The 23968-nt window shown below is 71.7% G+C and carries 17 protein-coding genes; 7 read left to right on the top strand and 10 right to left on the bottom strand.

Annotation, left to right across the window (positions count from 1 at the left end; all coding sequences use genetic code 11):
* Nucleotide 1 precedes the first annotated feature (1 nt).
* Both VMR06_RS15845 and VMR06_RS15840 read left to right on the top strand, forming a co-directional pair.
* Nucleotides 2–2083 carry an FUSC family protein gene (locus tag VMR06_RS15845; protein ID WP_325378068.1) on the top strand — a complete coding sequence of 694 codons (2082 nt, stop codon included), beginning with the start codon at nt 2–4 and terminating at the stop codon, nt 2081–2083.
* Between the two features lie 62 nt (nt 2084–2145).
* Nucleotides 2146–3615 (top strand): efflux transporter outer membrane subunit, encoded by a 1470-nt coding sequence (locus tag VMR06_RS15840; RefSeq protein WP_325378066.1) that lies wholly within the window; start codon nt 2146–2148, stop codon nt 3613–3615.
* Nucleotides 3616–3672: 57 nt separating this feature from the next.
* Here VMR06_RS15840 and VMR06_RS15835 read toward each other — a convergent pair whose 3' ends face one another.
* The 3 genes from VMR06_RS15835 to VMR06_RS15825 form a co-directional block, all read right to left on the bottom strand.
* Nucleotides 3673–6090, bottom strand: a complete 2418-nt coding sequence (locus tag VMR06_RS15835) for a membrane-bound PQQ-dependent dehydrogenase, glucose/quinate/shikimate family (protein WP_325378064.1) — start codon at nt 6088–6090, stop codon at nt 3673–3675.
* Nucleotides 6091–6352: 262 nt separating this feature from the next.
* A complete protein-coding gene (locus VMR06_RS15830) occupies nt 6353–9088 on the bottom strand; it encodes a serine/threonine-protein kinase (protein WP_325378168.1) in 2736 nt (911 codons plus the stop codon).
* A 279-nt stretch (nt 9089–9367) separates the two neighbouring features.
* Entirely contained in the window at nt 9368–9904 is a 537-nt protein-coding gene (locus VMR06_RS15825) for an ECF-type sigma factor (RefSeq protein WP_325378063.1), read from the bottom strand.
* A 525-nt stretch (nt 9905–10429) separates the two neighbouring features.
* On the opposite strand from VMR06_RS15825, the gene VMR06_RS15820 reads away from it, so the two are divergent.
* The 3 genes from VMR06_RS15820 (at nt 10430) to VMR06_RS15810 (ending at nt 13317) form a co-directional block, all read left to right on the top strand.
* The gene (locus VMR06_RS15820; protein ID WP_325378061.1) at nt 10430–11674 is read left to right on the top strand and encodes a DUF3182 family protein; all 1245 of its coding nucleotides are present in this window, start codon (nt 10430–10432) and stop codon (nt 11672–11674) included.
* Nucleotides 11671–12501 carry an alpha/beta hydrolase family protein gene (locus tag VMR06_RS15815; RefSeq protein WP_325378059.1) on the top strand — a complete coding sequence of 277 codons (831 nt, stop codon included), beginning with the start codon at nt 11671–11673 and terminating at the stop codon, nt 12499–12501. The genes VMR06_RS15820 and VMR06_RS15815 overlap by 4 nt, the downstream gene beginning before the upstream one ends.
* Nucleotides 12502–12705: 204 nt before the next feature.
* Nucleotides 12706–13317, top strand: a complete 612-nt coding sequence (locus tag VMR06_RS15810) for a carbonic anhydrase (RefSeq protein WP_325378057.1) — start codon at nt 12706–12708, stop codon at nt 13315–13317.
* A 129-nt stretch (nt 13318–13446) separates the two neighbouring features.
* Here VMR06_RS15810 and VMR06_RS15805 read toward each other — a convergent pair whose 3' ends face one another.
* Nucleotides 13447–14058, bottom strand: a complete 612-nt coding sequence (locus VMR06_RS15805; protein ID WP_325378055.1) for a helix-turn-helix domain-containing protein — start codon at nt 14056–14058, stop codon at nt 13447–13449.
* A gap of 105 nt (nt 14059–14163) precedes the next feature.
* Between VMR06_RS15805 and VMR06_RS15800 the strand changes: the two genes are divergently transcribed.
* On the top strand, nt 14164–15144 hold the full coding sequence (locus VMR06_RS15800; RefSeq protein ID WP_325378053.1) for an SDR family oxidoreductase: 981 nt from the start codon (nt 14164–14166) through the stop codon (nt 15142–15144).
* Nucleotides 15145–15329: 185 nt separating this feature from the next.
* On the opposite strand, the gene VMR06_RS15795 is transcribed toward VMR06_RS15800, so the two are convergent.
* From VMR06_RS15795 to VMR06_RS15780, 4 genes are all read right to left on the bottom strand, one after another.
* The gene (locus tag VMR06_RS15795) at nt 15330–16589 is read right to left on the bottom strand and encodes an RNA polymerase sigma factor (protein ID WP_325378051.1); all 1260 of its coding nucleotides are present in this window, start codon (nt 16587–16589) and stop codon (nt 15330–15332) included.
* A gap of 104 nt (nt 16590–16693) precedes the next feature.
* Nucleotides 16694–17113 carry a YciI family protein gene (locus VMR06_RS15790; RefSeq protein WP_325378049.1) on the bottom strand — a complete coding sequence of 140 codons (420 nt, stop codon included), beginning with the start codon at nt 17111–17113 and terminating at the stop codon, nt 16694–16696.
* A gap of 3 nt (nt 17114–17116) precedes the next feature.
* On the bottom strand, nt 17117–17542 hold the full coding sequence (locus tag VMR06_RS15785; protein WP_325378047.1) for a VOC family protein: 426 nt from the start codon (nt 17540–17542) through the stop codon (nt 17117–17119).
* A 52-nt stretch (nt 17543–17594) separates the two neighbouring features.
* The gene (locus VMR06_RS15780; protein ID WP_325378044.1) at nt 17595–18020 is read right to left on the bottom strand and encodes a VOC family protein; all 426 of its coding nucleotides are present in this window, start codon (nt 18018–18020) and stop codon (nt 17595–17597) included.
* 159 nt (nt 18021–18179) lie between these two features.
* Between VMR06_RS15780 and VMR06_RS15775 the strand changes: the two genes are divergently transcribed.
* Nucleotides 18180–18575, top strand: a complete 396-nt coding sequence (locus tag VMR06_RS15775; RefSeq protein WP_325378042.1) for a YciI family protein — start codon at nt 18180–18182, stop codon at nt 18573–18575.
* Nucleotides 18576–18642: 67 nt separating this feature from the next.
* On the opposite strand, the gene VMR06_RS15770 is transcribed toward VMR06_RS15775, so the two are convergent.
* Both VMR06_RS15770 and VMR06_RS15765 read right to left on the bottom strand, forming a co-directional pair.
* On the bottom strand, nt 18643–21045 hold the full coding sequence (locus VMR06_RS15770; protein WP_325378040.1) for a hypothetical protein: 2403 nt from the start codon (nt 21043–21045) through the stop codon (nt 18643–18645).
* 93 nt (nt 21046–21138) lie between these two features.
* A complete protein-coding gene (locus tag VMR06_RS15765; protein WP_325378038.1) occupies nt 21139–23922 on the bottom strand; it encodes a serine/threonine-protein kinase in 2784 nt (927 codons plus the stop codon).
* Nucleotides 23923–23968 lie beyond the last annotated feature (46 nt).

Below are 23968 nucleotides of genomic sequence, written 5' to 3'. Positions count from 1 at the left end.
CATGGGCGAGGCGGTCGCAAGCGGCTGGACGGCGGCGAAGCGGCAATTGGCGGCCGAGCTGCGCGCCTTTCCCGGGCGCTGGAACGTCGCGCTGCGCTGCCTGCTGGCGTGCGCGATCGTGATCGTGGTCTCGCAGGCCCTGCAGGTCCCGTTCCTGGCGGTCTCGCTGTTCGTCGTCTTCTTCGCCACGCAGGCCAATCTGGTGCTGACCCGGCTGGTCGGCCTGCTGATGTTCGTGGGCATCACGCTGGCGGTCGCCGCGGCCGTGCTGCTGGCGAAGTTCACTTTCGGCTATCCGGCCTGGCGCATCGTGGCGGTGGCCGCGCTGCTGTTCGGCTGCCTGTTCCTGATGCGCGCTTCCAGGATCGGTCCGGTGTTCTACGTCGTCGCCGTGGTGATCACCGCGGTGCAGGGCTATTTCGATCTGATCCCCGACGCCGAATGGGTGGTGCGCGCGATTCTGTGGGCATGGATCGCCGCGGTCTATCCGCTGATGGTCTGCGTACTGATCAATGCGCTGCTGCTGCCGGTCGAACCGCTGCAGCAGCTGAAAGCCGAAGTGCAGCGTCAGCTGGCGCAGGTCGAGGCGGCGCTCGCGCGCGCTGCGGGAGAACGCAGCGAAACGCCCGATCCGGATCGCGCGGACTTCTCGCGGGGCGTGCTCGCCGTGCAGAAGCTGCTGCGCTTCGCCTGGATGCGCGACGCGGCGTTCCGCGGCGACCGGGCGCGCCATCTCGCGCTTGCCGCGGGTCTGTCGTCGCTGCGCGAACAGGCACTGCACGTGCAGCCGGCCCGCGACGCGGCGGAGGCGGCGTCGATGGCGGCGCTGCGAGCCGCCGTGCGCCGGCTCGACGCGTGCATCCAGGCCGAGACGCCGTTCGATCTGCACGGCATCGCCGTCGAGTCCGGCCGCGATACGGTGCGTCCGCCGCTGGCGCCGATGTGGCGCACGCTGCGCGCGCTCGCCGAGCGCGACGCACCATCCGCGCCCGTTGCCGACGAGGCGAAAAGCGGTCTCCTCGCCGCCGACGCGTACGCCAATCCGGTCTACGTGCAGTTCGCGCTGAAGACCGTGCTGGCGATGATGCTGTGCTACCTGTTCTACGCCGGCGCGGACTGGACCGGCCTCCACACGGTCATGATGACCTGCCTGATCGTAGCGCAGCCTTCGCTCGGCGCTTCCAGCCGCAAGATCCGCTTGCGTGTGATCGGCGCGCTGATCGGCGGCACGCTGGCGCTGCTGCTCACCGTCTTCGTTCTGCCGCGGCTCGACACCATCGTCGGCCTGCTGCTGATCTCGCTGCCGGTGCTGGCGGCGTCCGCCTATCTCGCGGCCGGCTCCGAGCGCATCAGCTACGCCGGCATGCAGATCATGTTCACCTTCTCGCTGGCGATCCTCGGCGATTTCTCCGCCAGTGACGACCTCGCCGGCATCCGCGACCGCCTGATCGGCATCGGTCTGGGCATCACGGTGTCCTACCTCGTGCACGTCATGCTCTGGCCGGAGCCCGAGGGCCAGCCGTTGGTGCAGCAGATCGGCGCGCTGCTCAAGCGCATCGCGGCACTGATCGGCGATCGTTCCGGTGCCGGGCCGCTGGCCGGGCCGGCAGCCTCGACCCAGGCCTGGGCCGCGCTCGGCGCCTGCGAGGAAACGCTGGCGCGCGTGGCGTTCGAACCGGGCTGGCAGCAGGCCGAAGGCGAACGCGAGGGGATGATCCTGCGTCTGCAGGACCTGATCGCGCAGGCTCGCGAGATCCTGATCGAGGCCGGCACCGTGCGCCGCTCGCTCGACGCCCGTGCCGATGAGCTCGACGCCTCCCGGCGCGACACGCTGGCCAGTGCACAGGCCGGCGTCGCCGCGCGCCTGCAGCGCTACGCGGACGAGCTGAGCGCCGGCGGCGACCTGTTCCTCGCGTTGCCGCTGGACGAGGCGCCGCGGATGCCGCCGGCCATCATGGCAGACGATGCGTACGGCACGGCGCAGCGCCATCTGTACCGCCTCGCCGCGCGCGTGCAGGACCTCACGACCGCGTCCGCGCGGACGGACGCGTCCCATCCCCACAGCGAGGCCGCGTATCCATGACCGGTCGCACCTGCCAGCTCCGCTTCTCGCACCGGAGCCGTCCTCGCTGGATCGGCGCTGCCATGTTCACCGTGATCGGTGCGCTGTCCTCGTGCGCGCTGATCCGCGAGGACAGTGCGCCTAGGCCGATGATCGCGCCGGAGCGGATCGACCTGGCCAAGGACATCCGCCTCGCGCGCGACGGCTGGCCGGCGGCGCGCTGGTGGACGCGCTACGACGACGCGCAGCTGAACGCGCTGATCGAACGCGGCCTGGCCGACTCGCCCGGCATGCGCGTCGCGCGCGAGCGCGTCGAGCAGGCGCGCGCGGACGTGCGGCGCGCCCGCGCCGCGACGCGGCTCAAGGCCGCCGCGTTCGGCCGCGTCTACCGTCAGTGGTCCGATGCCGACGGCCGCGTCGGGCCGTTCTCGATCACCGATCCGGTGCCCGGCCTCGACGACGGCGGCTACAACTCCGGCGCGCGTGACGGCACCGTGTCCTCGGCCGGCATCGCCGGCAGCTATGCGTTGGATCTGTGGGGCCTGCAGCGCTCGGCCGTCGAGGCCACCGTCGGCGCGCAGAACGCGCAGCTGGCCGAGGCGGCCGCGGCCGAGCTGGAGATCGCCACCGGCGTCGCGCAGACCTACTTCAGCCTGCAGACGACGCTGGCCAAGATCGCGTTGCTGGAGCGGATGCGCGACATCCAGGCCGAGTCGGTCGCGGCGATGAAGGCGCGCCGGGAGCGCGGCCTGGTCGCGCAGAGCGCCGTCGCCAAGCCGACCGAGCAGCTGCTGCAGGCCGAGCAGCTGCTGTCGCTGGCGCGCACGCAGCTGATCGGCTTTCGCGAAGTGCTGCGCGCCCTGGTCGGCGCCGGCGCCGAGGACTTCGCCGCGATCGAAGCGGTGCCCCTGCCGCAGCCGCAGCCCGAGCTGCCGGCGACGCTGTCCTATGCCTTGCTCTCGCACCGGCCCGACCTGGTCGTGCTGCGCTGGTACGTCGAGTCTTCGTTCGATCAGGTCGACGCGGCCAGGGCCGCGTTCTATCCGAGCTTCGACATCAAGGCGCTGCTAGGCTTCAACGCGATCCGCATCGACGACGTGCTGCACATCGACAGCCGCCAGTTCCGCCTGGTCCCGGGCCTGACCCTGCCGCTGTTCGACGGCGGCCAGCTCAACGCCAACCTGCGCAAGGCGCGCACCACCAGCAATACGCTGATCGAACAGTACAACCAGGCGGTGCTGAATGCGGTGCGCGACGTCGCCGTCGCCGCCGCCCAGGTGCAGGGCCTGGAGGAGCAGGCACGGCTCGAGCAGGCGAAGTACCGCCAGGTGCGCATCGGCGGCGATGACGCCGATGCACGCAGGGCGCGCGGCCTGCTCTCGCGCGTCGCCGCGCTGGAGGCGCAGATTCCGGCGCTGCACGAGGAAGCCCAGCTTGCCGACACGCAAGGAAAGCGCCTGGCCGCGGAAATTTCGCTGATCAAGGCGCTCGGCGGCGGCTACGACCTGCCGGAGCTGCCGCGCGACGATCCGGCGGAACGCCGCCGCCCATAGCGGCGCGCATGGACGGCGCGGACCGCGGCGTTCGCCAGCGCCCAGGCGTCGCGCTGCCTACGGCAAGCTGTAGGCGACGACGTAGTCGCCCGGCGGCGTCATCATGAAGTGGTGGCCGCCGGCCATCTGCACCACGAACTGCTTGCCGTCGACCGCGTACGTCATCGGCGAGGCCTGGCCGCCGGCCGGCAGCACGTCGCTCCACAGTTCCTGGCCGGTGCCGATGTCGAGCGCGCGGATCAGGTTGTCGGTCGCCGCCGCGACGAAGACGAGATCGCCGGCGGTGAGCGCCGCGCCGCCGTTGTTCGGCGTGCCCACGTTGATCGGCATGTAGGTCGGGATTCCGAACGGACCGTTCGCACGCGCGGTACCGAGGGGACGCTGCCAGATCGGCTTGCGCGTGTGCATGTCGATGGCGGTGATCATGCCGTACGGCGGCTCGTTGCACAGGGTATCGAGCCCCGGCACGATGAACGGCGCGACGTCGACCGCGTAGGGCGTGTCCTCCATCGCGCCGGGGCCCTCGGCGCCGCCCTTGCCGGGTTGGTGCTTCGGGTTGTCGATCGCGTACAGCTTCCTGGCATCGGCTTCGGCGCGCGTGAGCAGGCGCTCGTACATCGGCGTCGCGTTCCAGTTGGCGACCAGGATGCCGCGATTGGGATCGTAGGCGACGCCGCCCCAGTCGCTGCCGCCGTTGTATCCCGGGTAGACGATCCACGGTTGCGGCGGCGCCATCGGCGGCGTGAACTCGCCGACGTAGTGCGCCTGCCGGAACTTGATGCGGCAATACAGCTGGTCGAATGGCGTCATGCCCCACATGCTCGCCTCCTTCAGTTCGGGGAAGCCCAGGCGCGGCATGCCCGTCGACCACGGCTGCGTCGGCGCGCGCGGATTCTCCGGCACGTCGCCGGCCGGAGCCGGCCGCTCCTCCACCGGCAGCAGCGGCTTGCCGGTGCGGCGGTCGACGACGAAGGTCTGGCCGCGCTTGGTCGGAATGAACATCGCCGGGATCGCTGCGCCGTCCGCGCCGGGATACTCGAACAGCGTCGGCTGCGAGCCGATGTCGTAGTCCCAGGCATCCAGGTGCACGGTCTGGAACACCCACTGCTCCTCGCCGGTGGTCGCGTCGAGGGCGACGATCGACGAGGCCACGCGGTTCTCCGCAGCGGTGCGCGTCTTGGAGTAGTAGTCGGCGGCCGAATTGCCGGTCGGCACGTAGACCATGTTCAGCGAATCGTCGCCGGTCATGGTGCCCCACGAGTTCGGCGTGCCGCGGCTGTACTGCTGGCCCGGTCCCGGAATCTCGCGCCAGATGCCGCCCGGATGGTTCACGTCCCAGGCCCACTTGAACGCGCCGGTCTCGGCGTCGTAGCCGCGAATCACGCCCGACGGTGCCCATCGGCGCTGGTTGTCGAGCACCTGGTGGTTGACCACGACGGTGCCGTTGACGATCGGCGGCGGCGAGGTCACCGCGATCTGCCCCGGGACCCAGTCGCCCATGCCCTGGGTCAGATCGACCTGGCCGCCGTTGCCGAAGCCCTGGCAGAGCCGGCCGGTCCCGGCATCCACCGCGATGATGCGCATGTCCAGGGTGGCCTCGACGATACGCTCGTGGCAGGCATCGCCCGGGGCCGAGGATGTCGAGACATAGTGGGTGACGCCGCGGCAGGCGGCGGTGTATGGAATGCTTTCGTACCGGGTGCCGGCGTCGAACCGCCACAGTTCCCGGCCGGTCGTCGGGTCGAGCTTGATCAGGTTGTTCGTCGCCGTGCACAGATAGAGGCCGCCGCCGACCATGATCGGCGTGGTCTCCGCGGCCCATTTGTTGGGCTTGCCCGGCGGCGGCAGGTCGCCGGTCCGGTACGTCCAGGCCACCTCGAGCTGGCCGACGTTCCGGGTCGTGATCTGCCTGAGGGGCGAATAGCGCGTCGCATCGTGATCGCGGCCGTAGGCTTTCCACTCGTTGTCCTGTTGCGCGGCGCGCCCGGCCGCCGTGCCGCCGGCGAGCAGCGGCGCGGCGGGTGCGTCGGCCAGCAGCTCGCTGTCGTGAGGCACGAACGCGCCGACGAAAGCACCGCCCGCGAACAGGAGGCAGCCTGCCGCGAGCATCCAGCCCAGGCCGCGTTTGGCTTCGCCGAACAGCAGCGGCAGCATCAGCGCGACGAAGAACGCCAGGACGGTGACGTAGCCCATGCGCGGCACCCAGCCCCAGAAGCGGTCGCCGGATTCGATCAGCGTCATGATCAGGGAGAGGACGAAGACGGCGAGATAGGCCAGGGCACCGGCGCGCCTGCCCCTCAGCAGCAGCACGCCGCTGGCCAGCATGAGCAGGCCGATCGTCGCCGGGAACCCGCTTCCGCCGAGGGTCAGCAGATAGCCGCCGCCGAGCGCGAGCACCAGACCCGAGAGAGCGATGACCCAGGCCACCATCCTGCTCCAGAGCGGCATCCGGGTGTTTCTGTGGACGACTGTCATTGCGGCGTTCTCCAGGATCGTGCGGGCTCGAGCGCAGCTCCGGTCGCCCGGTGCCATGGACGCGGCCGTTCGGCGTGCCGGCGGCTGCACGGGGGGCGGGCGCCGGAAGCGGCCGCGCCCTGGATCGCCGGACGCCGCGGCGGGAGCGAGCGGCTCTTCTCGTCGATGTGCCGCCTCGCACGTAGTACGAGAAAGCGGTGGCGATTCCTTCAGCTCCCGGGACCAGGGCCGGCCGTCGGTGTCGATGCGGCGCGCGCACGCTTCAGCGTTCCATGCCGAGTGCCTTCCTGGCCGCCGCGCGATAGAACGGGTCGGTCGCGGCGGCCTGCAGGGTCGCCTGTGCGCTGTCGCGAATGAGGGCCTCGTTTCGTGCGTCGGGCGTCGTCCCAGGCTGCATCCGGCGCCGGCACAGACCGGCGATGAGCGCGGCGCCCGCGATCGCCTCCCGGGCGGCGGGAGCCTCGCGTTCGAGCTGGCTCCGCAGTGCCTCCAGATCGGCCAGCGAGGATGCGCCGCAGCGGTCCTGCAGATAGTCCGCCTGCGCGGCGAGGGCGCGCGCCTGCACGATCCGGACGTCGCCGGCCGGCAGCGCGGCCGGTGCGTATGCCGCCGCCCTCTGCGCTTGCTCGCGCGCGGCTTCGACACGGCCCATGTCGCGCTCGGCCTTGGCCAGCTCGAGAATGGCGGTCAGCGAATCGAGGTTGTGCTCGCCCCTGCTGGTGTTCAATGCCGCGATCGCAGCGCGAAGGTGGGCTGCCGCATCGGCGGCGCGGCCCTGCGCGCGAAGCACCTGGCCGAGCCGGATCGAGGCCAGGGACGCCATCAGCGGCATGGCCATGCGTTCGGTGCGCGCGTGGACCTCGCGCGCCGTCGCTTCCGCCTTCGCGTATTGGCCGAGGCGAAGCAGGACGTCGGTCAGGACCAGGCCGGCATCGAGCGTGCGCTGGTCGTCGCTGCCGTAGCGTTCCGTGCCCAGCCGCATCGCCCGTTCGGCATAAGGCAAGGCCGCCGCGACAGCGCCTTGCTGCTGCTTGACGAACGCCAGGCGCCGCAAACACAGGAGCATGACGTCGCCGGTCTTGTCGACATCGGTGGCGATCGCGAGCGCGTGTACGAACAGCGTCTCCGCTTCATCGAGCTTGCGCGCACGCGCCAGCACGTCGGCGAGCGTGAACAGACTCACGGCGTATTGCGGATGGCGTTCGCCGAGCACGCGCTTTTGCGATGCGACGATCTCTCTGAGCATCGCCTCGCCCTCGGCGAGCCGGCCGTTGACGGCGAGCGCGGCGGCCAGGCTCAGGTGCAGGTGGGCGCGCTCCGGATCGGCCGCGGGCAGCGTCCGGGCCGAGATCACGGCCGCTTCGCGCAGCAGATCCACCGACTCGGACGAGCGCGGGCCGAGGCTCACCGCTTCGGACAGCGCCAGCAGGGCGTCTTTGAGCTGGCGCTGCCCGGGCTCGCCCTGCGCGCGTGCCAGATCGACCGCTTCGCGCAGCAAGGACTCGGCCTGGGGGTAGCGGCTGCGATCGACCTCGAGCAGGCCCAGCTTCGTCAGCGCCGGCACCAGCAGCGAGCGCTGGCCGGGCGGAAGATCCCGCTGCGTGGCGATGATGCGGTCGAGCAGCGGCCGCACCGGGTCGGAATTGCGGTGCGCCAGGTAGGTGGCATGGGCGATGTCCAGATCCAGCCGCGCCGTCGCCGCGGAGCGGTCTCCGGAGGCGATCGCCGAAAGGCCGCGCGCTCGCGCCAGCGTGTCCAGCGCGGCATCGTACCGGCCGAGATTGACGTAGAGGCCGCCGATCGTGCCGAGCAGCTGCGCCTGCAGCTCCGGCTGCGCCTGCAGGTCGCTGTCGATGCGCTGCCGGCCGATGTCGACCAGTTCGAGCGCATCGGGCACGTTGCCGAGCGTCCGTTCCGGCGAAGCGGACTTGAACAGGTCAATCAGGAAGTCCCGCGTGGCCACGGCGGTACGCGATTGCTGATCGGCCCGCTGCGCCTGCCGGCGAAGCTCGCGACCGAGCCATGCCATGCTGACCAGCACCACGAGAAGCGCGAGCAGGGCCGCCGCGGCCAGGGCGACCCCGATCCGGTGCTGCGCGACGAACTTGCGCAGCCGGTAGGTGCGCGCGCCTTCGACTGCGCAGACCGCTTCGTCGGCGAGGTAGCGGCGCAGGTCGTCGCTGAACTCCGCGACGGTCCGGTAGCGTGCCTCGGGCTCCTTGCGCAGGGCCTTGGCGACGATGTGGTGCAGATCGCCGCGCAGCAGGCGCTGCAAGGTCCGCACGCTGACGCCGCGGTCGTTCGCGATCTCCTCCGCGGCCGGATCCGCGGCGGACGTCAGCCGGGCAGCCATCGACGGCGCATCGCGTTCGAGTATCTCGCGCAGCAGGTCGAGCTGCAGTACGGCACGACCGCCATAGGCCTTGTGCCCGCACAGCAGCTCGTACAGCAGCAGGCCGAGCGCATGCACGTCCGTCGCCGTGGTGACCTTCTCGCCGCGGATCTGCTCGGGCGCGGCCGACACGGGCGTGAGCAGGCGTGCGCGGGTGTCGGTCGCCGCCGTGTCGGCATCGCCTTCGTCGAGCAGCTTGGCGATGCCGAAATCGAGCAGCTTCACCGTGCCGCCGGCGTCGACGAGCACGTTGTTCGACTTGATGTCCCGATGGACCACGGAGTGCCGGTGCGCGTACTCGACCGCTTCGCACAGATCGAGCAGCAGGTGCACGCGATCGGTCACGCAGAGCCTGCGCGCATTGCACCAGTCCATCAGCGGCACGCCGTCGATGTATTCCAGCGCGATCCACGGATGGCCTTGTGGGTCCAGTCCGCCGTCGATCAGATGGGCGATGTGCGGATGGGAAAAGCGCGCCAGAATGCGCCGTTCTCGCGCGAAGCGCGTATGGGCATCGCCGTGCAGCTTCTCGCTGCGCAGGATCTTCAGCGCGACCGTCTGCTCGAACGCGTCGTCGCCGCGTCGCGCCCGGTACACCACGCCCATGCCGCCGCTGCCGAGCAGGGCGGTGATCAGGAACGGACCGATACGGCGGCCGACCAGATCCTGAGGATCGTGGTCGGCTCCCAGCCGCAGGTCCTTGGCGAGCATTCCGACCGGACGGTCGAGAATGCCCGCTCGCTGCGCATCACGGCGCAGGAGCTCCCGCAGCTCGACAGCGCGCTCGGGAGCATCGGCGCAGGCCGCGGCGATCCACGCCTCGCGCGCCGCCTCGGGCTGGCCGAGTGCCTCCTGGAGCAGGGCGACGATGCTGCGATCCAATCGTCATTCCGCCATGTCGCGATACAGCAGCGCCCGCGCAACGCGCCACTCGCGCTCTACCGTGCTCAGCGAGACGCCGAGCAGACGCGCGATCTCCGAGTAGCCCAGGCCCGCGAAGAAGTGCAGATCCACGATCTGCGCCAGACGTTCGTCGTGCCTGCGCAGCGCATCGAGCGCGTCGCTGAGCCGGATCGCCTCGGCGGCGTTCACGACGCTCTGCTCGCCGGCCTGAGCGTCCAGGGTCACGACGGCTTCGGCGCTGCGCTTGTTCGCGCTCAGATACCGCGCGTGGTCGACGATGACCTGGCGCATCGCGATCGAGGCGGTGTTGAAGAAGTGCAGGGTGCTGCTGGGAGACTGGGAGGAGCGGCCGAACTTCAGATAGGCCTCGTGGACCAGCGCCGTGGTGTTCAGCGAGCTGGTCTGATGGCTGGCCAGCAGGCTGCGCGCCCGTCTGCGCAGATCCGCATAGACCTGATTGAACGTCGTCTGCGTGATCAGATCCGGTCGCGGCGCGGCGTCGGAGGGGAAGGGGGTCATAGCGGCCGCCACCGGTCATCGAACATGCTCTGCGCCTCGAAGGTCGTGGTCATGGCGACGTGCGCGACGATCGGTCCTTCCTCCGGCGTCTGCGCGGAACGGACTCGAACGCGACAGTTCGCAGCCTCCCACGGATCCGGCGGAGAATGAGCGGGTCCGAAGTCCGGTCGGCTGGTCGGACGAAGCCCCATGCGATAGCGGACTCGTCAATCGGTGCCGATCGTACAGCCGCTGCCGCGCGGCGCGGCCGAGCCGCCGTGGGCACTACACCGGATGCGGAGGAATGCACCGGCGCACCGTGTGCCGAAGGCAGCGGATCGTCCGCGCGCATCGGCCCGGTCTCGCGGCGGACCTGACCGGACCGGCCGGGACTGCGCCTGGCCGCTGGGCACGGACGCACGCACCGGCGGACGGTTCAGCGCCGGTATGCGGATCGACGGCACACTGGCGCGGCGCCGGTCCGACTGCCTGTCGCTGACGGCGGCCGGCGAGCACCGGCGTCCGTTCCCCCTTCTGGAGAATGCGATGGATCCCCGCGGATGCCTCGACAAGCCGGACCGCGCCACGTTCCGTCCCGGTCCCGCCTGCCCGCAGCGCACCGGCTGGCGCTGCGCCGCGGAGATCCCGGCCGGCCGCAGCGCCGCGGCGCGCACACCCGATCGCGTGGCGCCGGGAGACGCGGCAGCTGGATGCACGGCACGGCTTTCGCTCGGCGCCGCGCGCCGGGCCGGCGGTCACGAGGCGCGCACGCATGCCGCGCTGACGCGGCGCATCGCCATGCTGACCGGCCGTGCCTATGTCGGCGAACACCGCGCCGGACGCCGCTATGAGGGACCGGTGTACTTCGTGCCGGACCGCACCTTGCTGCAACAGGAGGCGGCGGAACTGGGCATCGGCGGCGAGGGCGATCTCTTCGGCGGCGTGGTGCCGTTCGCGTTCGTCGCCACCAAGACGATCAGCCACCCGCTGCCGGACGCGCAGGCGCGCGCACCGCAGGGCTGGGTGCACGCGCTCGGCGAGCGCCTGGCCGATGCAGTGCTGCCGGGCTATGCGGCGTTCTCGCGGACGGACCTGGAGCGCGCCGGCGAGCGCCTGCTGACCGCGGGCGCCGTGCGGATCAAGGCCGCGCACGAATCGGGCGGCAACGGGCAGTGCGTGGTGAGGACGCCGGGCGAGCTGCGCGCGCAGGCGGCGGCGCTGGACGCCTCGACGCTGGAGCGCCATGGTGTCGTGGTCGAGCGCGACCTGTCCCGGGCGACGACCTACAGCGTCGGTACGGCCCTGCTCGGCGCCTGGCGCGTGGCCTATGTCGGCAGTCAGCGCCAGACCGTCGATCATCGCGGCGCCGAGGTCTACGGCGGCTCGGATCTGATGGTGGTGCGCGGCGGCCTGCAGGACCTGCTGGCGCTGGATCTGCACGAGGCGCAGCGCCGCGCCGTCGCGCAGGCCTGCCGCTACGATGCCGAGGTGATGCGCGCCTATCCGGGCACCTACGCATCGCGGCGCAACTACGACGTCATCGCCGGCCGCGACGGCGACGGCCGCCTGCTCTCGGGCGTGCTCGAGCAGTCCTGGCGCATCGGCGGCGCCAGCGCCGCCGAACTCCTCGCGATCGAGGCGCTGGCGCGCGATCCCGGCCTGCAGTGCGTGCGCGCCTCGACCTACGAGACCTATGACGGCGAGGTGCCGGACGGCGCCGAGATTCATTATCGGGGCAGGGACGAACGGGTAGGGTCGCTGGTCAAGTACGGCCTCGTCCATCCGCAATGAACGTACAGCTTGAATCGGTCGACATCGCGGTCGACCAGGATCTGATCGGCGCCACGCTGCTGTCGCCGGCGCAATCGCTGCCCGGCGTCCTGTTCGTGCACGGCTGGGGCGGCAGCCAGGAGCACGATCTGGTGCGCGCGCGCGAAGCGGTCGGCATCGGCTGCGAATGCCTGACCTTCGATCTGCGCGGCCACGAGCGCACCGCTTCGCAGTGGGAGACCGTCTCGCGCGAGGACAACCTCGCCGATCTGGTCGCGGCCTACGACTGGCTGATCGCGCGGCCGCAGGTCGATCCGGCCGCGATCGCGGTGGTCGGCATCAGCTACGGCGGCTATCTGGCTTCGATGCTGACCACGCTGCGGCCGGTGCGCTGGCTGGCGCTGCGTTCGCCGGCGCTCTACAAGGACGAAGGCTGGGCGCTGGCCAAGCGCCAGCTGCACGCCGACGGCACGCTGGCGGCGTACCGGCGCAGCCGCATCCGCTGGCAGGACAACCGCGCCCTGCGTGCCTGCGCGGCATTCCGCGGCGATGCGCTGGTGGTCGAGGCCGAGCACGACGACATCGTGCCGCCCGCAGTGACCGCCAACTACGTGCGGGCCTTCGGCAAGGCGCGCTCGCTGACCAAGCGCGTGATCGCCGGCGCCGACCATGCGTTCACGAGCAAGCTCGTGCAGAAGGCCTACACCGACGTCCTGATCAAGTGGCTGCACGAGATGGTCGTCGGCGCGCGCGGCGAGATCGCCAAGGCCAAGATGAGCGCGCGCAAGGAGGAACTGCGCAATGCCGAGCGCAGCGCCCCCGGCGAGCGGCAGCGCCCGCATCTGTGAGGCGTGCCGTCGCGCGGCATCCGGCGCCGTATGGGCGGCGCGCCGGATGCTCGTGATCGCCGCGCGGTCGACTGCCGTCCGGGGCGCCGCCAAGCCGCGACGGTCCGGCCTCGATCGAGCGCACGGATCGGCCCCTGCGGGGCTTGAACGTGGCCGGTCGCTCATGCACCCTCGCAGCCCCTCAAGGCGACAGGCACCGGCCCGATGATTTCCGCAACCGAAGCGCTCGAGCGACTCAAGGCCGGCAACCAGCGTTTCGTATCGGAGACGCGCGACAGCGACGCCTCGAGCCACCAGACGCGCCGGCGCGCGCTGGCCGCCGGCCAGGCGCCGTTCGCGATCATCCTGGGCTGCTCCGATTCGCGCGTGCCGGCCGAGATCGTGTTCGATCAGGGCCTCGGCGACCTGTTCGTGATCCGCGTCGCCGGCAATATCGTGGCGCCGTCGCAGATCGGCAGCATCGAGTTCGCGGCGGCGCGCTACGGCACGCCGCTGGTCGTCGTGCTCGGCCATTCGCAGTGCGGCGCGGTGCTGGCGACCGTCGAGGAGCTCGGACGCCGCACCGAGGAGCAGTCGCGCAATCTGCGCTCGATCGTCGACCGGATCCGGCCCTCGGTCGAGACCCTGCTCGAGACCGAGGTCGCGAACGATCCCGATGCGCTGGTGCGCCATGCGGTGCGCGCCAACATCCGCATGTCGGTGCATCAGCTGCGCTACGGATCGGCACTGCTCGAGCAGATGATCGAGGACGGCACGCTGAATGTCGTCGGCGCCGAGTACTCGCTCGAGACCGGCGTCGTCGACTTCTTCTACTGAGCGCTGGCCGCGCCATGCGCGGCGCGCCCGGGATGCGATTCACCCGCCGGGCGTTACGGCCGCTCGCGGACGGCAGCGGCATCGCGACGCGCCCCATGCGGCGGCCGGCGCAGGTCGACGAGCGCCAGCTCAGAGCTCGCGCGCGAGCGCGTCGAACGCCTCGTGCAGATGCTGCGCGATCGGTGTGCGCGGTGCCGCCTGCGCCTGCCAGGTCTGGGTCGCCAGCCGCGACGCGCCGATCGCGACCATCGCGATCATGCGCAGCGCCATGCGCCGCTCGGGCTGGCGCCAGACCTCGCAGAGCGTCTCGAACAGCGCCTGTTCGCGCTCGACGTAGAACGCCTGCTTGCGGGCCTGCAGCGTGGGGCTCGAGCGCATCAGCGCGTCGAGCGAGTCCATCTCCTCCCCGGTGTAGCGCTCGACCTTCGCGACCAGAATGTCGCGTACCGCCTCGAGCGGCCTGAGGTCGGGCGAGGTCTTCAGCAGATCGGCATAGATCCCGACCCAGCTGTCCTCGAGCCAGAAAAGGACGATGTCGTCCTTGGACTTGAAGTACGAAAAGAAGCCGCGTCGCGAGATGCCGGCGGCGGACGCGATCGCGTCGAGCGTCGTGCCGTCGTAACCGTGGGTCAGGAACAGGCGCAGGCCGGACTCGGCGATGCGCCGCCGCGTCTCGCGGCGCTTGCGCTCGCGCAAACCCTCGCGGTCGCCGCTGCGCTCCAGGCGCGCGTGTTCGGACATGTCGGATGGCCTATTGCAGGATTGCACTCGGTGCATTAAATATTGCACTGAGTGCATAAATCGATGTACCCACCTTATCGTCCCGTTCTCGACCGAGGCAAGCACATGAGCATTTGGACCCTGGCCGATCTGCCGTCGCAGCGTGGCCGCAGCGCGGTCGTCACCGGCACCGGCGGACTCGGATTCGAGGTGGCCGCGGCCCTGGCCCAGGCCGGTGCCGAGGTCATCCTGGCCGGCCGCAACGCGGCCAGGGGCGCTGCGGCCGCGGAGCGCATCCGGCGCGCCGCGCCGGGCGCGCGCGTCACGTTCGGCGAGGTCGACCTGGCCAGCCTCGATTCGGTCGAGGCATTCGCCGATCGGCTGCGCGATTCCCGCGATCGGCTCGACCTGCTGGTCAACAACGCCGGCGTGATGGCGCCGCCGCAACGGCGGACCACGGCGGATGGCTTCGAACTGCAGTTCGGCACCAATCATCTGGGTCATTTCGCGCTGACCGCGCAGCTGCTGCCGCTGCTGCGCAACGGCGTCGCGCCGCGCGTCGTCGGCGTCTCGAGCATCGCCGCACGCCAGGGTGCGATCGACTTCGACGACCTGCAGTGCGAACGCCGCTATGCGCCGTTCGCCGCGTACGGCCAGTCCAAGCTGGCCTGCCTGATGTTCGCGCTCGAACTGCAGCGCCGCAGCGAGGCGGCCGGCTGGGGCATCGACAGCCTCGCCGCGCATCCGGGCATCTCGCGCACCGATCTGCTGCCGAACGGCGCCGGCGCCTGGAGCGGTGCCGGCATGGCGCGCCGGTTCCTGTGGTTCCTGTTCCAGCCGGCCGCGCAGGGCGCCTTGCCGATCGTCTACGCCGCGGCGGCGCCGCAGGCGAGCGGCGGCGCCTATTACGGTCCGCACGCGCTCGGCGAAAGCCGCGGCCGGCCGGCGCCGGCGCGGACGCCGGTGCAGGCGCTGGACCGGACCGCTGCCGCGCGGCTCTGGGCCGAGTCGGAGCGGCTGACCGGGATACGCTTTCCGGCCGGCGCGGCGCCCTCGTCGTCGGGCGATGCAGGCCGCGCGCCGGTCGCGCCGGCCCGCCCGCAGTAGGCGCGCTGCGGCGTAACACCGCGCGGCACATCCGGCTTTCAGGCGCGTCCGTCGACAGACGGCGGCCGGATCCAGGTCCGGCGTGCGGGCATGGGCGGCGCTTCGATCCGGTCCCGCTCGCGGCCTCGTCGCGCGGGGCGCCGCATGGCGAGCGAGCCTCGGGCGATGCCCGGTCCCGACGTCCGCTACGCGCAGTCGCGCGCGCGCTGCAGCAGCAGGTCGCGCTCGCGCGCATTGCGCGTCAGCGCCGCCGCCCGCTCGAACGCGTCGCGCGCCTCGGCGCCGCGGCCGAGCTTGGACAGCAGGTCGCCGCGCACTGCCGGCAGCAGGTGGTAGTGGGCGAGCGCGGGCGCATCGAGCAGCGCGTCGGCGATGTCGAGGCCGGCCTGCGGCCCGGCCGCCATCGCGACGGCGACGGCGCGGTTGAGCTCGATCACCGGCGAGGGCACGACGCGCGCGAGCTCGGCGTACAACGCGGCGATGCGCGGCCAGTCGGTCGCCTCGGCGGTGGCCGCGCGCGCATGGCAGGCGGCGATCGCGGCCTGCAGCGCGTACGGGCCCTGCGCGCCGCCGAGCCGTTCGGCCCGCGCCAGGCCGGCCAGGCCGCGGCCGATCAGCAGCCGGTCCCAGCGTGCGCGGTTCTGCTCGAGCAGCAGCACCGGCGTGCCGTCGGCGGCGGTGCGCGCCTGCGCGCGCGAGGCCTGCAGCTCCATCAGCGCGAGCAGGCCGTGCACCTCCGGCTCCTGCGGCATCAGGCCGGCCAGCACGCGGCCCAGGCGCATCGCGTCCTCGCACAGCGCCGGCCGCATCCAGTCCTCGCCCGCGGTCGCCGAGTAGCCTTCGTTGAAGATCAGGTACAGCACCTCGAGCACCGAGGCCAGGCGCTCGCCGAGTGCGTCGCCGCCGGGCACCTCGAACGGCACGCCCTTGTCGGCGAGGCTGCGCTTGGCACGCACGATGCGCTGCGCGATCGTCGGCTCGGGCACCAGGAACGCGCGCGCGATCTCGTCGGTGGTCAGGCCGCCGAGCAGGCGCAGCGTCAGCGCGACGCGCGCCTCGGTCGACAGCACCGGATGGCAGGCGACGAAGACCAGGCGCAGCAGATCGTCGCCGAACGGATCGTCGAGCGAGGCCTCGGCGCCGAACGAGGCCTGTTCGAGCGTCTCCTCGAGCGCGTGGACGAGAGCGTCGTGCTTGCGCATCAGCAGCTGCTCGCGGCGCAGGCGGTCGATCGCGCGGCGCTTGGCGGCGGCCATCAGCCAGGCGCCGGGATTGTCCGGCACGCCGCTGCCGGGCCAGTGTTCGAGCGCGGCGACCAGCGCGTCCTGGGCGCATTCCTCGGCGATGCCGATGTCGCGTACCAGGCGCATCAGACCGGCGATCAGCCGCGGGGACTCGATGCGCCAGACCGCGCCGATCGTGCGCTGGATGTCGGCCGCCGTCATGGCGGCCGATCAGACCATTCCCGTCCATCGTGCGCAAGCGCCGGAGCGCGCTCGCCGCTGATGCGCCGCAGCGTGCGACCGGTCGCCGGCGCGCCGCGTTCATCTCACTCGCCGCGGGCGCGGCGCTGCATTTGCTCGAAGCCGGCCGCCGCCCGCTGCACGTCCTCGGGGAAGTCGGCCATCTCCTGCACCTGGCGGATCTCGATGATCTCGTTGTCCGAGGCCGGGCAGCGCATCGCCCAGGCGATCGCCTCCTCGCGCGACTTCACGTCGATCATCCAGTAGCCGCCGAGCACTTCCTTGGCCTCGGCGAACGGTCCGTCGGTCACGCGCGGCTTGCCGCCGGCGAAGTGCACGCGCGCGCCCGCCGACGGCGGGTGCAGGCCGTCCAGCGCCAGCAGCACGCCGGCGTTCTGCAGCGCCTCGTTGTACTTCATCATCGCCGCCACGGCGTCGGCTTCGGGCATCGTCCCCGGCGCGGCGTTCTCGTAGCCCTTCGGAATCATCAGCAGCATGAAGCGCATCGCTCAGCCCTCCGCCGTTGCGCCGGCGCCCGGGAACGCCGCCATGTCCATGTAGGCGAGCTCCCAGAGGTGGCCGTCGGGATCCTCGAAGCCGTGCTGGTACATGAAGCCGTAGTCCTTGGCCGGGTTCGGCGTCTGGCCGCCGGCGGCGAGCGCCTTGGCGACCAGCGCGTCGACCTCGGCGCGGCTCTCGACGCCGAGGCAGACCAGCACTTCGGTCTGCGCATGCGCGTCGCACAGCGGCTTGGGCGTGAAGGTCCTGAAGAACGGCTCGATCAGGAGCATCACGCAGATGTTCTCGGCGACGATCATGCAGGTGGCGTTCTCGTCGGTGAACATCGGGTTGAACGTGAATCCGAGCGCCGTGAAGAACGCGACCGAGCGGTCGAGGTCCTTGACGGGCAGATTGACGAAGATCTGCTTGGCCATGTGAAACGACTCCGTGGCGGCAAGTGGGGGATGAGCGGAGCGGGCGGCGCGATCAGGCGCTGGCGTCGTCGCAGGGCTTGAGGCAGTTGACCATCCACGGCGTGCCGTAGCGGTCGACCAGCATGCCGAAGCGCTGCGCCCAGAACGTCTCGGCCAGCGGCATCACGATCTTCGCGCCGTCCGAGAGCGCGCCGAAGATGCGTTCGGCCTCGGCGACGTCGTCGACGCCGATGTTGACCTGCAGGCCCTGCGCCGGCTGGAACTGGCCGGGCGGACAGTCCGAGCCCATCAGCACCGCGTCGCCGGCGGTCAGGCACACGTGCAGCACGCGGTCGCCCCAGTCCGGCGGCACGTGTTCGGCCATCGGCGAGCCGGGCGTGGCCTGCACGAGGTCGAGCTTGCCGTTCAGTACGCGCGCGTACAGCGCGAAGGCTTCGGCGCAGCAGCCGTCGAAGTTCAGATAGGCATTGAGTTGCATCGCAGTCTCCGGTCGGGTCGGCGCGGGTGCGCCGGTGGTGGATGATCGGACGACGAACCGGTGCGCGCCGGATCGACATCGGCGCGAAAAGAATTTTCGCCTTGACGGCGGCCGGCGTCGCCGGTACTGGTGTCGGCCTTTCGCACCGCGGAGCCGGCCATGCAATTCCTGCTGCTGATCTACAACGAGGACGCCCTGCTCGAGGCGCTGCCGGACGGGGAGGCCGACGCGATGATGCGCAGCTGCCTGGCGCATGCCGACGAGCTGCGCGAGGAAGGCCATCTGCTCGAGTCGCAGCAGCTCGAGCCGCCGGCGGCCGCCAAGGCGGTGCGGATCCGCGGCGGCAAGCTGACCGTGCTGGACGGCCCGTTCGCCGAGACCAAGGAATACCTCGGCGGCTTCAATCTGATCGAGGCCGCCGACTACGACGAGGCGGTCAAGATCGCCGCGACGTTCCCGTGGGCGCGTACCGGCTGCGTCGAGGTGCGCCCGGTGCGCGACATCGATGCGGTGCGCCGCCGCGTCGGCGCGGCCGGCGGCGGCGTCAAGCCGTAACGTCACCGCCGGCTGGCGGCGCCGGTCCCCGAGTCCGCTCAGCGGCGCGGCGGATCCGGGGCGACGCTCAGGGCAGTTCGAAATCGTCGCGGAAGATCCGGTCGGACGGATCCTGGCACTCCAGCGTCAGCGAGATCGCGTCGATCCAGGCGCTCATCGTGTGCTCGCCGCCGACGACGGCATTGCCTTCGCTCGCCGTCAGCACCAGCAGCAGCGAGCTGCGATAGGTCGCCTGCGTCTCGCCGAGCTCGATCGTCGCCGGGATGCCGGGCTGGCTGAAGCTGCTCGAGCGCCCCAGCGAGAGATGGCCCGAGGCGTCCGGCGTGCCGCCGCTGCAGGACTCGCCGCCGTCATGGCGCAGCTCCCAGTACAGGCCGGCGTAGTCGGCGTTGACGAGGACGCCGCCGGAGCCGCGGCCGAAGCCGTTGAGCGTGTAGCGGCCCGGACCCGGCAGCGGGATGCACTGGCTGGCACCGAACGCGCGCGTCACGTTCTGCGGCGCGGTCAGCGTGACGTGCGCGGAGCCCGAGTCGGCCGAGCCGGCCGCGTCGCGCGTGCCGTCCCAACTCGTGTTATTGGCTGACCACAGGCGCAGGTCCTCGTCGAAGCCGGCATTGAGCGCCAGCGGCAGCAGCTGCTGCCGTTCGTAAGCGCCGATGTCGCGGCGACCGCGGAAGTCGGCTCGGCAGGCGATGTCCACGTCGCGCGCCTGGGCGAGCAGGTCACGGTCGTTACCGGCGACGGCGGATGCGTGATCGACTGCCGGCGACGCGGCGGCCGGCCGGTAATCGCCGTGCTCCGGATCGAGGAAGCGCGGATCCTGTGCGACCAGCTCGGGCGTGTTGCCGCCGTCGAGCGAGTCGCGCTCGCTGACGATCGAGGACTCGAACGTCTTGTCGCAGCCGCTGCATTGCAGCAGGGTCTTGCCGGGCTGCCACAGGATCGAGCGGGTCAGGTCGAACGAGCCATCCCCCTGCGTGATCACCTGCGCGGCACCGATCGCGTTGCCGGCCAGCGTGACGTCCTTCAGCCACACGACTCCGCCGTCGCCTTTCCGGATCAGGACGCCGCTGCTCTCGTTGTCGGCGACCAGCACGTTGTGCAGGCGAATCTGGGTGTCGCCGCCGGCCTCGATCAGATGGCCGCCGCGGTTGCCTTCGATCGCGACGCCACCGCGCACGGTACTCATGTCCTCGCCGGTGTAGCCGATCCACAGCGTGACGTTCTCCTGCTCGAGGTGGAACGTCGCGCCGTCGGTCGGCTGGGCGGCGCCGTTCTGCGAGACGTTGCCGCGGACACTGCCGCAGTACGCGCCGGGCGAGCACACCGCGGCGCCGGGCCAGCCGATCGCGTCCCAGGTGTCGTTGAAGTGGATGCTGCTGCCGATCGGGCTGCCGAATGCGGAGTTGTACGAGGCGCCGTAGACGGCCGCGCCCTTGGCCGCGATGTTGCCGTCCAGATCGACGTTCCAGAGCCAGGCCTCGGCGTCGATGGTGTCGTCGAGGTCCGCGTATGGCCGCAGATAGATCGCGCCGCCGTTCTGGGTCGCGACGTTCTGGCGGATCGCGGCCGGCGTGCCGGCCACGGTCGAGTACATCTGCAGCTGGGCGATCATGCTGGTACTGGTCGTCACGCCGCCCGGATCCTCGCCGAACACGGCCACGCCGCCGCCGTGCACCGCGCGGTTGCCGTAGATCGCGCCCAGTCCGGGCGTGCCGCTGCCGATGCGCGCATAGGCCGCGTTCTGCTTGGCCAGCAGGATCAGGCCGCCGCCGTAGCCGCCGCCGCCGTTGCCGAGCGCCTCGTTGAACGCGATCACGCTGTCCGGCTCGAGCATGTCGAAGCGGGCCTTCTCGATGTAGACGCCGCCGCCGCTGTGCGCGGCGATGTTGTTGTTGACGATGACGTCGCGGCCGAACACGAGCCGCGCTTCGCCGGAGTCCTCGCCGCCGACGTAGATGCCGGCGCCGTAGCCGGCGCGGTTCTGCCGCACCGAGACGTTGTGCAGCTCCAGCCGGCCGCGGCCGACGAACAGGATGCCGCCGCCGTGATCGGAATCGGGGTTGTCGCCGCCGGTCAGCGCCAGGCCGCGCAGGCGCACCAGCGCGCCGGTATCGCCGTACAGGCGCAGCACCGGATAGCCGCCGCCGCCGCTGCCGTCGAGCACGGTCGTGCCGCTGGCCGCATCCGCGCCGCAGCTGTCGTAGCCGCCGGCGATCTCGAGCTCCTGGCTGGTCGAGATCATGACCTGCTGGGCGGTGTAGGCGGCATCGCGCGCGACGCGGATCACGTCGGCGCCGGCGCTGTTCTGGGCCGCGTCGACCGCGGCCTGGATCGTGGTATGCGTACAGCCCGAGGCCGATCCGCCGACGCGAAAGACGGCGGCCTGCGACGAGGCGAACGGTGCGAGCGCGGCGAGGCAGAGCGCGGCGCGGGTGATGCGGACGGCGAGCGTGGCGGACCCAGTCATGGCGAATCTCCGAAGACGCGAAACGGGCGTCGTCCGGTAGAACGCCGTCGGCGCGCGTTCTGCGACACGGCCGGGCGGATCGGTGCGCGTGCCTCAGTGCTCGCGGCCCTCGCGCGCCAGATGCTGCAGATTCGCCAGCAGCGCGGGGTCGAGCGGCGCGGGCTTGGGCTCGATCGCCAGCGCCTCGCGCGCCGCCGCGCGCGCCTCGTCGCGCTGGCCGGCACGGGCCAGCGCGCGCGCTTGCAGCAGCAGCATCGAGAACAACGGCCGACGTTCGTTCGGCGTGCGCTGCTTCTGCGCGGCGATCACCGCGCCGATCAGCGGCAGGGTTTCATCGTTGCGGCCGAGCGCGAACAGCGCCAGCGCGCGCTGGAACCGCGCATAGTGCGGCTCCCTGCCGTCCTCGTTGCCGGTCGCCGCGGCGATCCGCGCGAGTTCGTCGGTGGTGCCGAGCGCCGCGGCATAGTCGCCGTGCTTGACCTGCGCGCGTGCGAGGAAGCCCAGCGGCGCCAGCAGCTGCGGATTGTCCGGCCCGCCGAGCTCGCGCTGCGCGGCGACCGCGCGCGCGGCCGTAGCCAGCGCCTGATCGGAGCGGCCCGCGATCGCCTGCATCTGCGAGACCGAGCCGAGCAGCCGCGGGCAGACCGGCTGGCGCACGCGTTCGCGCTCGCATAGCGTGACGCCCTGCTCGAAAGCGGCCAGCGCCTCCTCGCGCCGGCTCTGGCCGGCGCGCAGGCGGCCCAACGCGGCCAGGGCGTCGAGCGTCTCCGGATGGGCCTCGCCGAGCAGGGCGCGGCGCATCGACAGCGCGCGTTCGATGAACGGCTCGGCCTCGGCATAACGGGCTTGCGCGACCAGGAAGCTGCCGTAGATGCCGACCGCCCAGGCGGTGTCCGGGTGCGGGCGCGCATAGAGCTGTTCGGCCAGCACGATCGCCTCGCGGTAGCTGGCCTCGGCGCGCGCCGCGTCGCCGCCGATCGAGGCGGCATTGCCGAGCGCCGACAGCAGCTGCAGCACGTCGCGGTCGGGCGGCCGGCCGCTGGTCTTCCAGTCGGCCAGCGCGCGATCGGCGATCGCCAGTCCCTCGGAAAAGCGCTGCGCGTCGATCAGGCCGCTGCTGCGCAGCAGGTCCACCCGCAGCGTCCGTTCGCCGGCGCGTTCGGGCAGCTGCGCGGCGAGCCGGCGTGCCGTCTCGAATGCAGTGGTGGATTCCTCGCCACGGCCGACGTCGGCCAGCGCCTGCGCCAGCGCGATCTGCGCATCGACGCCGAGGCCGCCATACGCGGCGAAGCGCGCGTGCAGCGGCTCGAGCACGGCCAGCGCCGCCTCGGGCCGCGCCTGGCCGCGCCATGCGCCGGCGCGCAGCACGCGCGCGCGCAGCCACGGTTCGCTGTCGGGCGCATACAGGCGGGCGAGATCGGCCTCGGCGCGGTCGAGCAGGGCGTGTTCGCGCTCGTAGTCGCCGAGTGCGCCGCTGACCTTGGCCAGCGACAGCAGCAGATCGGCGCGGACATCGTCGGTCAGTGCAGTGTCGCGCAGTGCACGCGCGCCGGCATCGTCGACGAGATCCTCGAGGCTCGGCCGGTGCTCGCGCGGCAGGTCCGGCCCGGCCGCCTCGAACACCGACACCAGGAAATCGCGCGTGGCGGTCGCGCGGCGCGTCTGCTGGGTCGCGCGCTCGGCCTCGGCGCGCGCGATCCCGGCCTGCCAGACCGCCAGCGCGAGCGCCGCGAACACCGCCAGGAGGAACGCCATCGTCACCGCGACGCCGCCCTTGTGGCGCGTGACGAACTTGCGCGTGCGATACCAGCGCGTCGGCGCGCAAGCGTGCACCGGATGGCCGTCGAGCAGGCGCTCGAGATCGTCGGCGAGCGCGCCCGCCGACGCGTAGCGCTGCGCCGGATCGGCGTCGATCGCCTTCATGACGATCGCGTCGAGATCGCCGCGGACCTTGCGACGCGCGACCGGCGGCAGCGCCTGCGGCCGCGCTTCGCCGCGCGCCTCGCCGAGACGGCTCGACGGCGTGCGGCCGCTGCCGTCGTTGACGCGTTCGCCGGTGACCAGCTCGCCGAGCAGCACGCCGAGCGCGTAGACGTCGGTCGCGGTCGTGACCGCGCCGCCCTGACGCTGCTCGGGCGCGGCATAGGCCGGCGTGAACGCCGGTGCGGCCGTGTGGCCGGCGTCGTCCTCGGGCTGCAGCAGCTTGGCGATGCCGAAGTCGAGCAGCTTGACCTGTCCGGCGGTCGAGACCAGCACGTTCGACGGCTTGAGGTCGCGGTGCACGATCAGGCTGCGATGCGCGGCGTCGACCGCGCGGCAGACCTGCACCATCAGGCGCAGCCGCGCGGCGAGATCGAGCCGCGCCTCGCGCGCATGGTCGAGGATCGAGGCGCCGCGCACGCGTTCCAGCGCGATCCAGGGCTGCCCGCCGGCGCCGATGCCGGCGTCGATCAGATGGGCGATGTTCGGATGCTCGAGCGCCGCCAGCGCGCGCACTTCGCGCTGGTACTGCTGCTGCGCCTCGTGCGAATGCACGCTGCGGAACGGCAGCTTCAGCGCGACCTCGCGGCGCGTGCCGGCATGGTCGCGCCAGGCTGCGTACACGCGCGCGAAGCCGCCCTCGCCGAGCAGCGACTCGAGCACGTACGGGCCGACCTGCAGGCCGGGCGCCGGTGCGGACGGCTCCGCCGCGCCGATCTCCTCGGCCAGCCGCACAGCACCGCCGGTGGCCGGTTCGGCACCGGCCGCGTCGGCGTCGAGCAGGCGCCCGACCTGGGCGCGCAGCGCGGGGTCGGGACAGTGGTCGAGCAGCCAGGCGGCCGGATCGGCCTGTTCGATCGCCCGTTCGAACCAGTCGCGCAGGGTATGCGGTGTCATCGGCGGACTCGGCAGGAGGGTGTCGGCGTCAACGCCGTCCGGTGCG

It is taken from the genome of Dokdonella sp. (genome assembly GCF_035511235.1).
In the GTDB taxonomy this organism is placed as follows: domain Bacteria; phylum Pseudomonadota; class Gammaproteobacteria; order Xanthomonadales; family Rhodanobacteraceae; genus Dokdonella.
The sequence above is the reverse complement of the archived record's forward strand: the minus strand, read 5'-3'. Positions and strand labels throughout refer to the sequence as shown.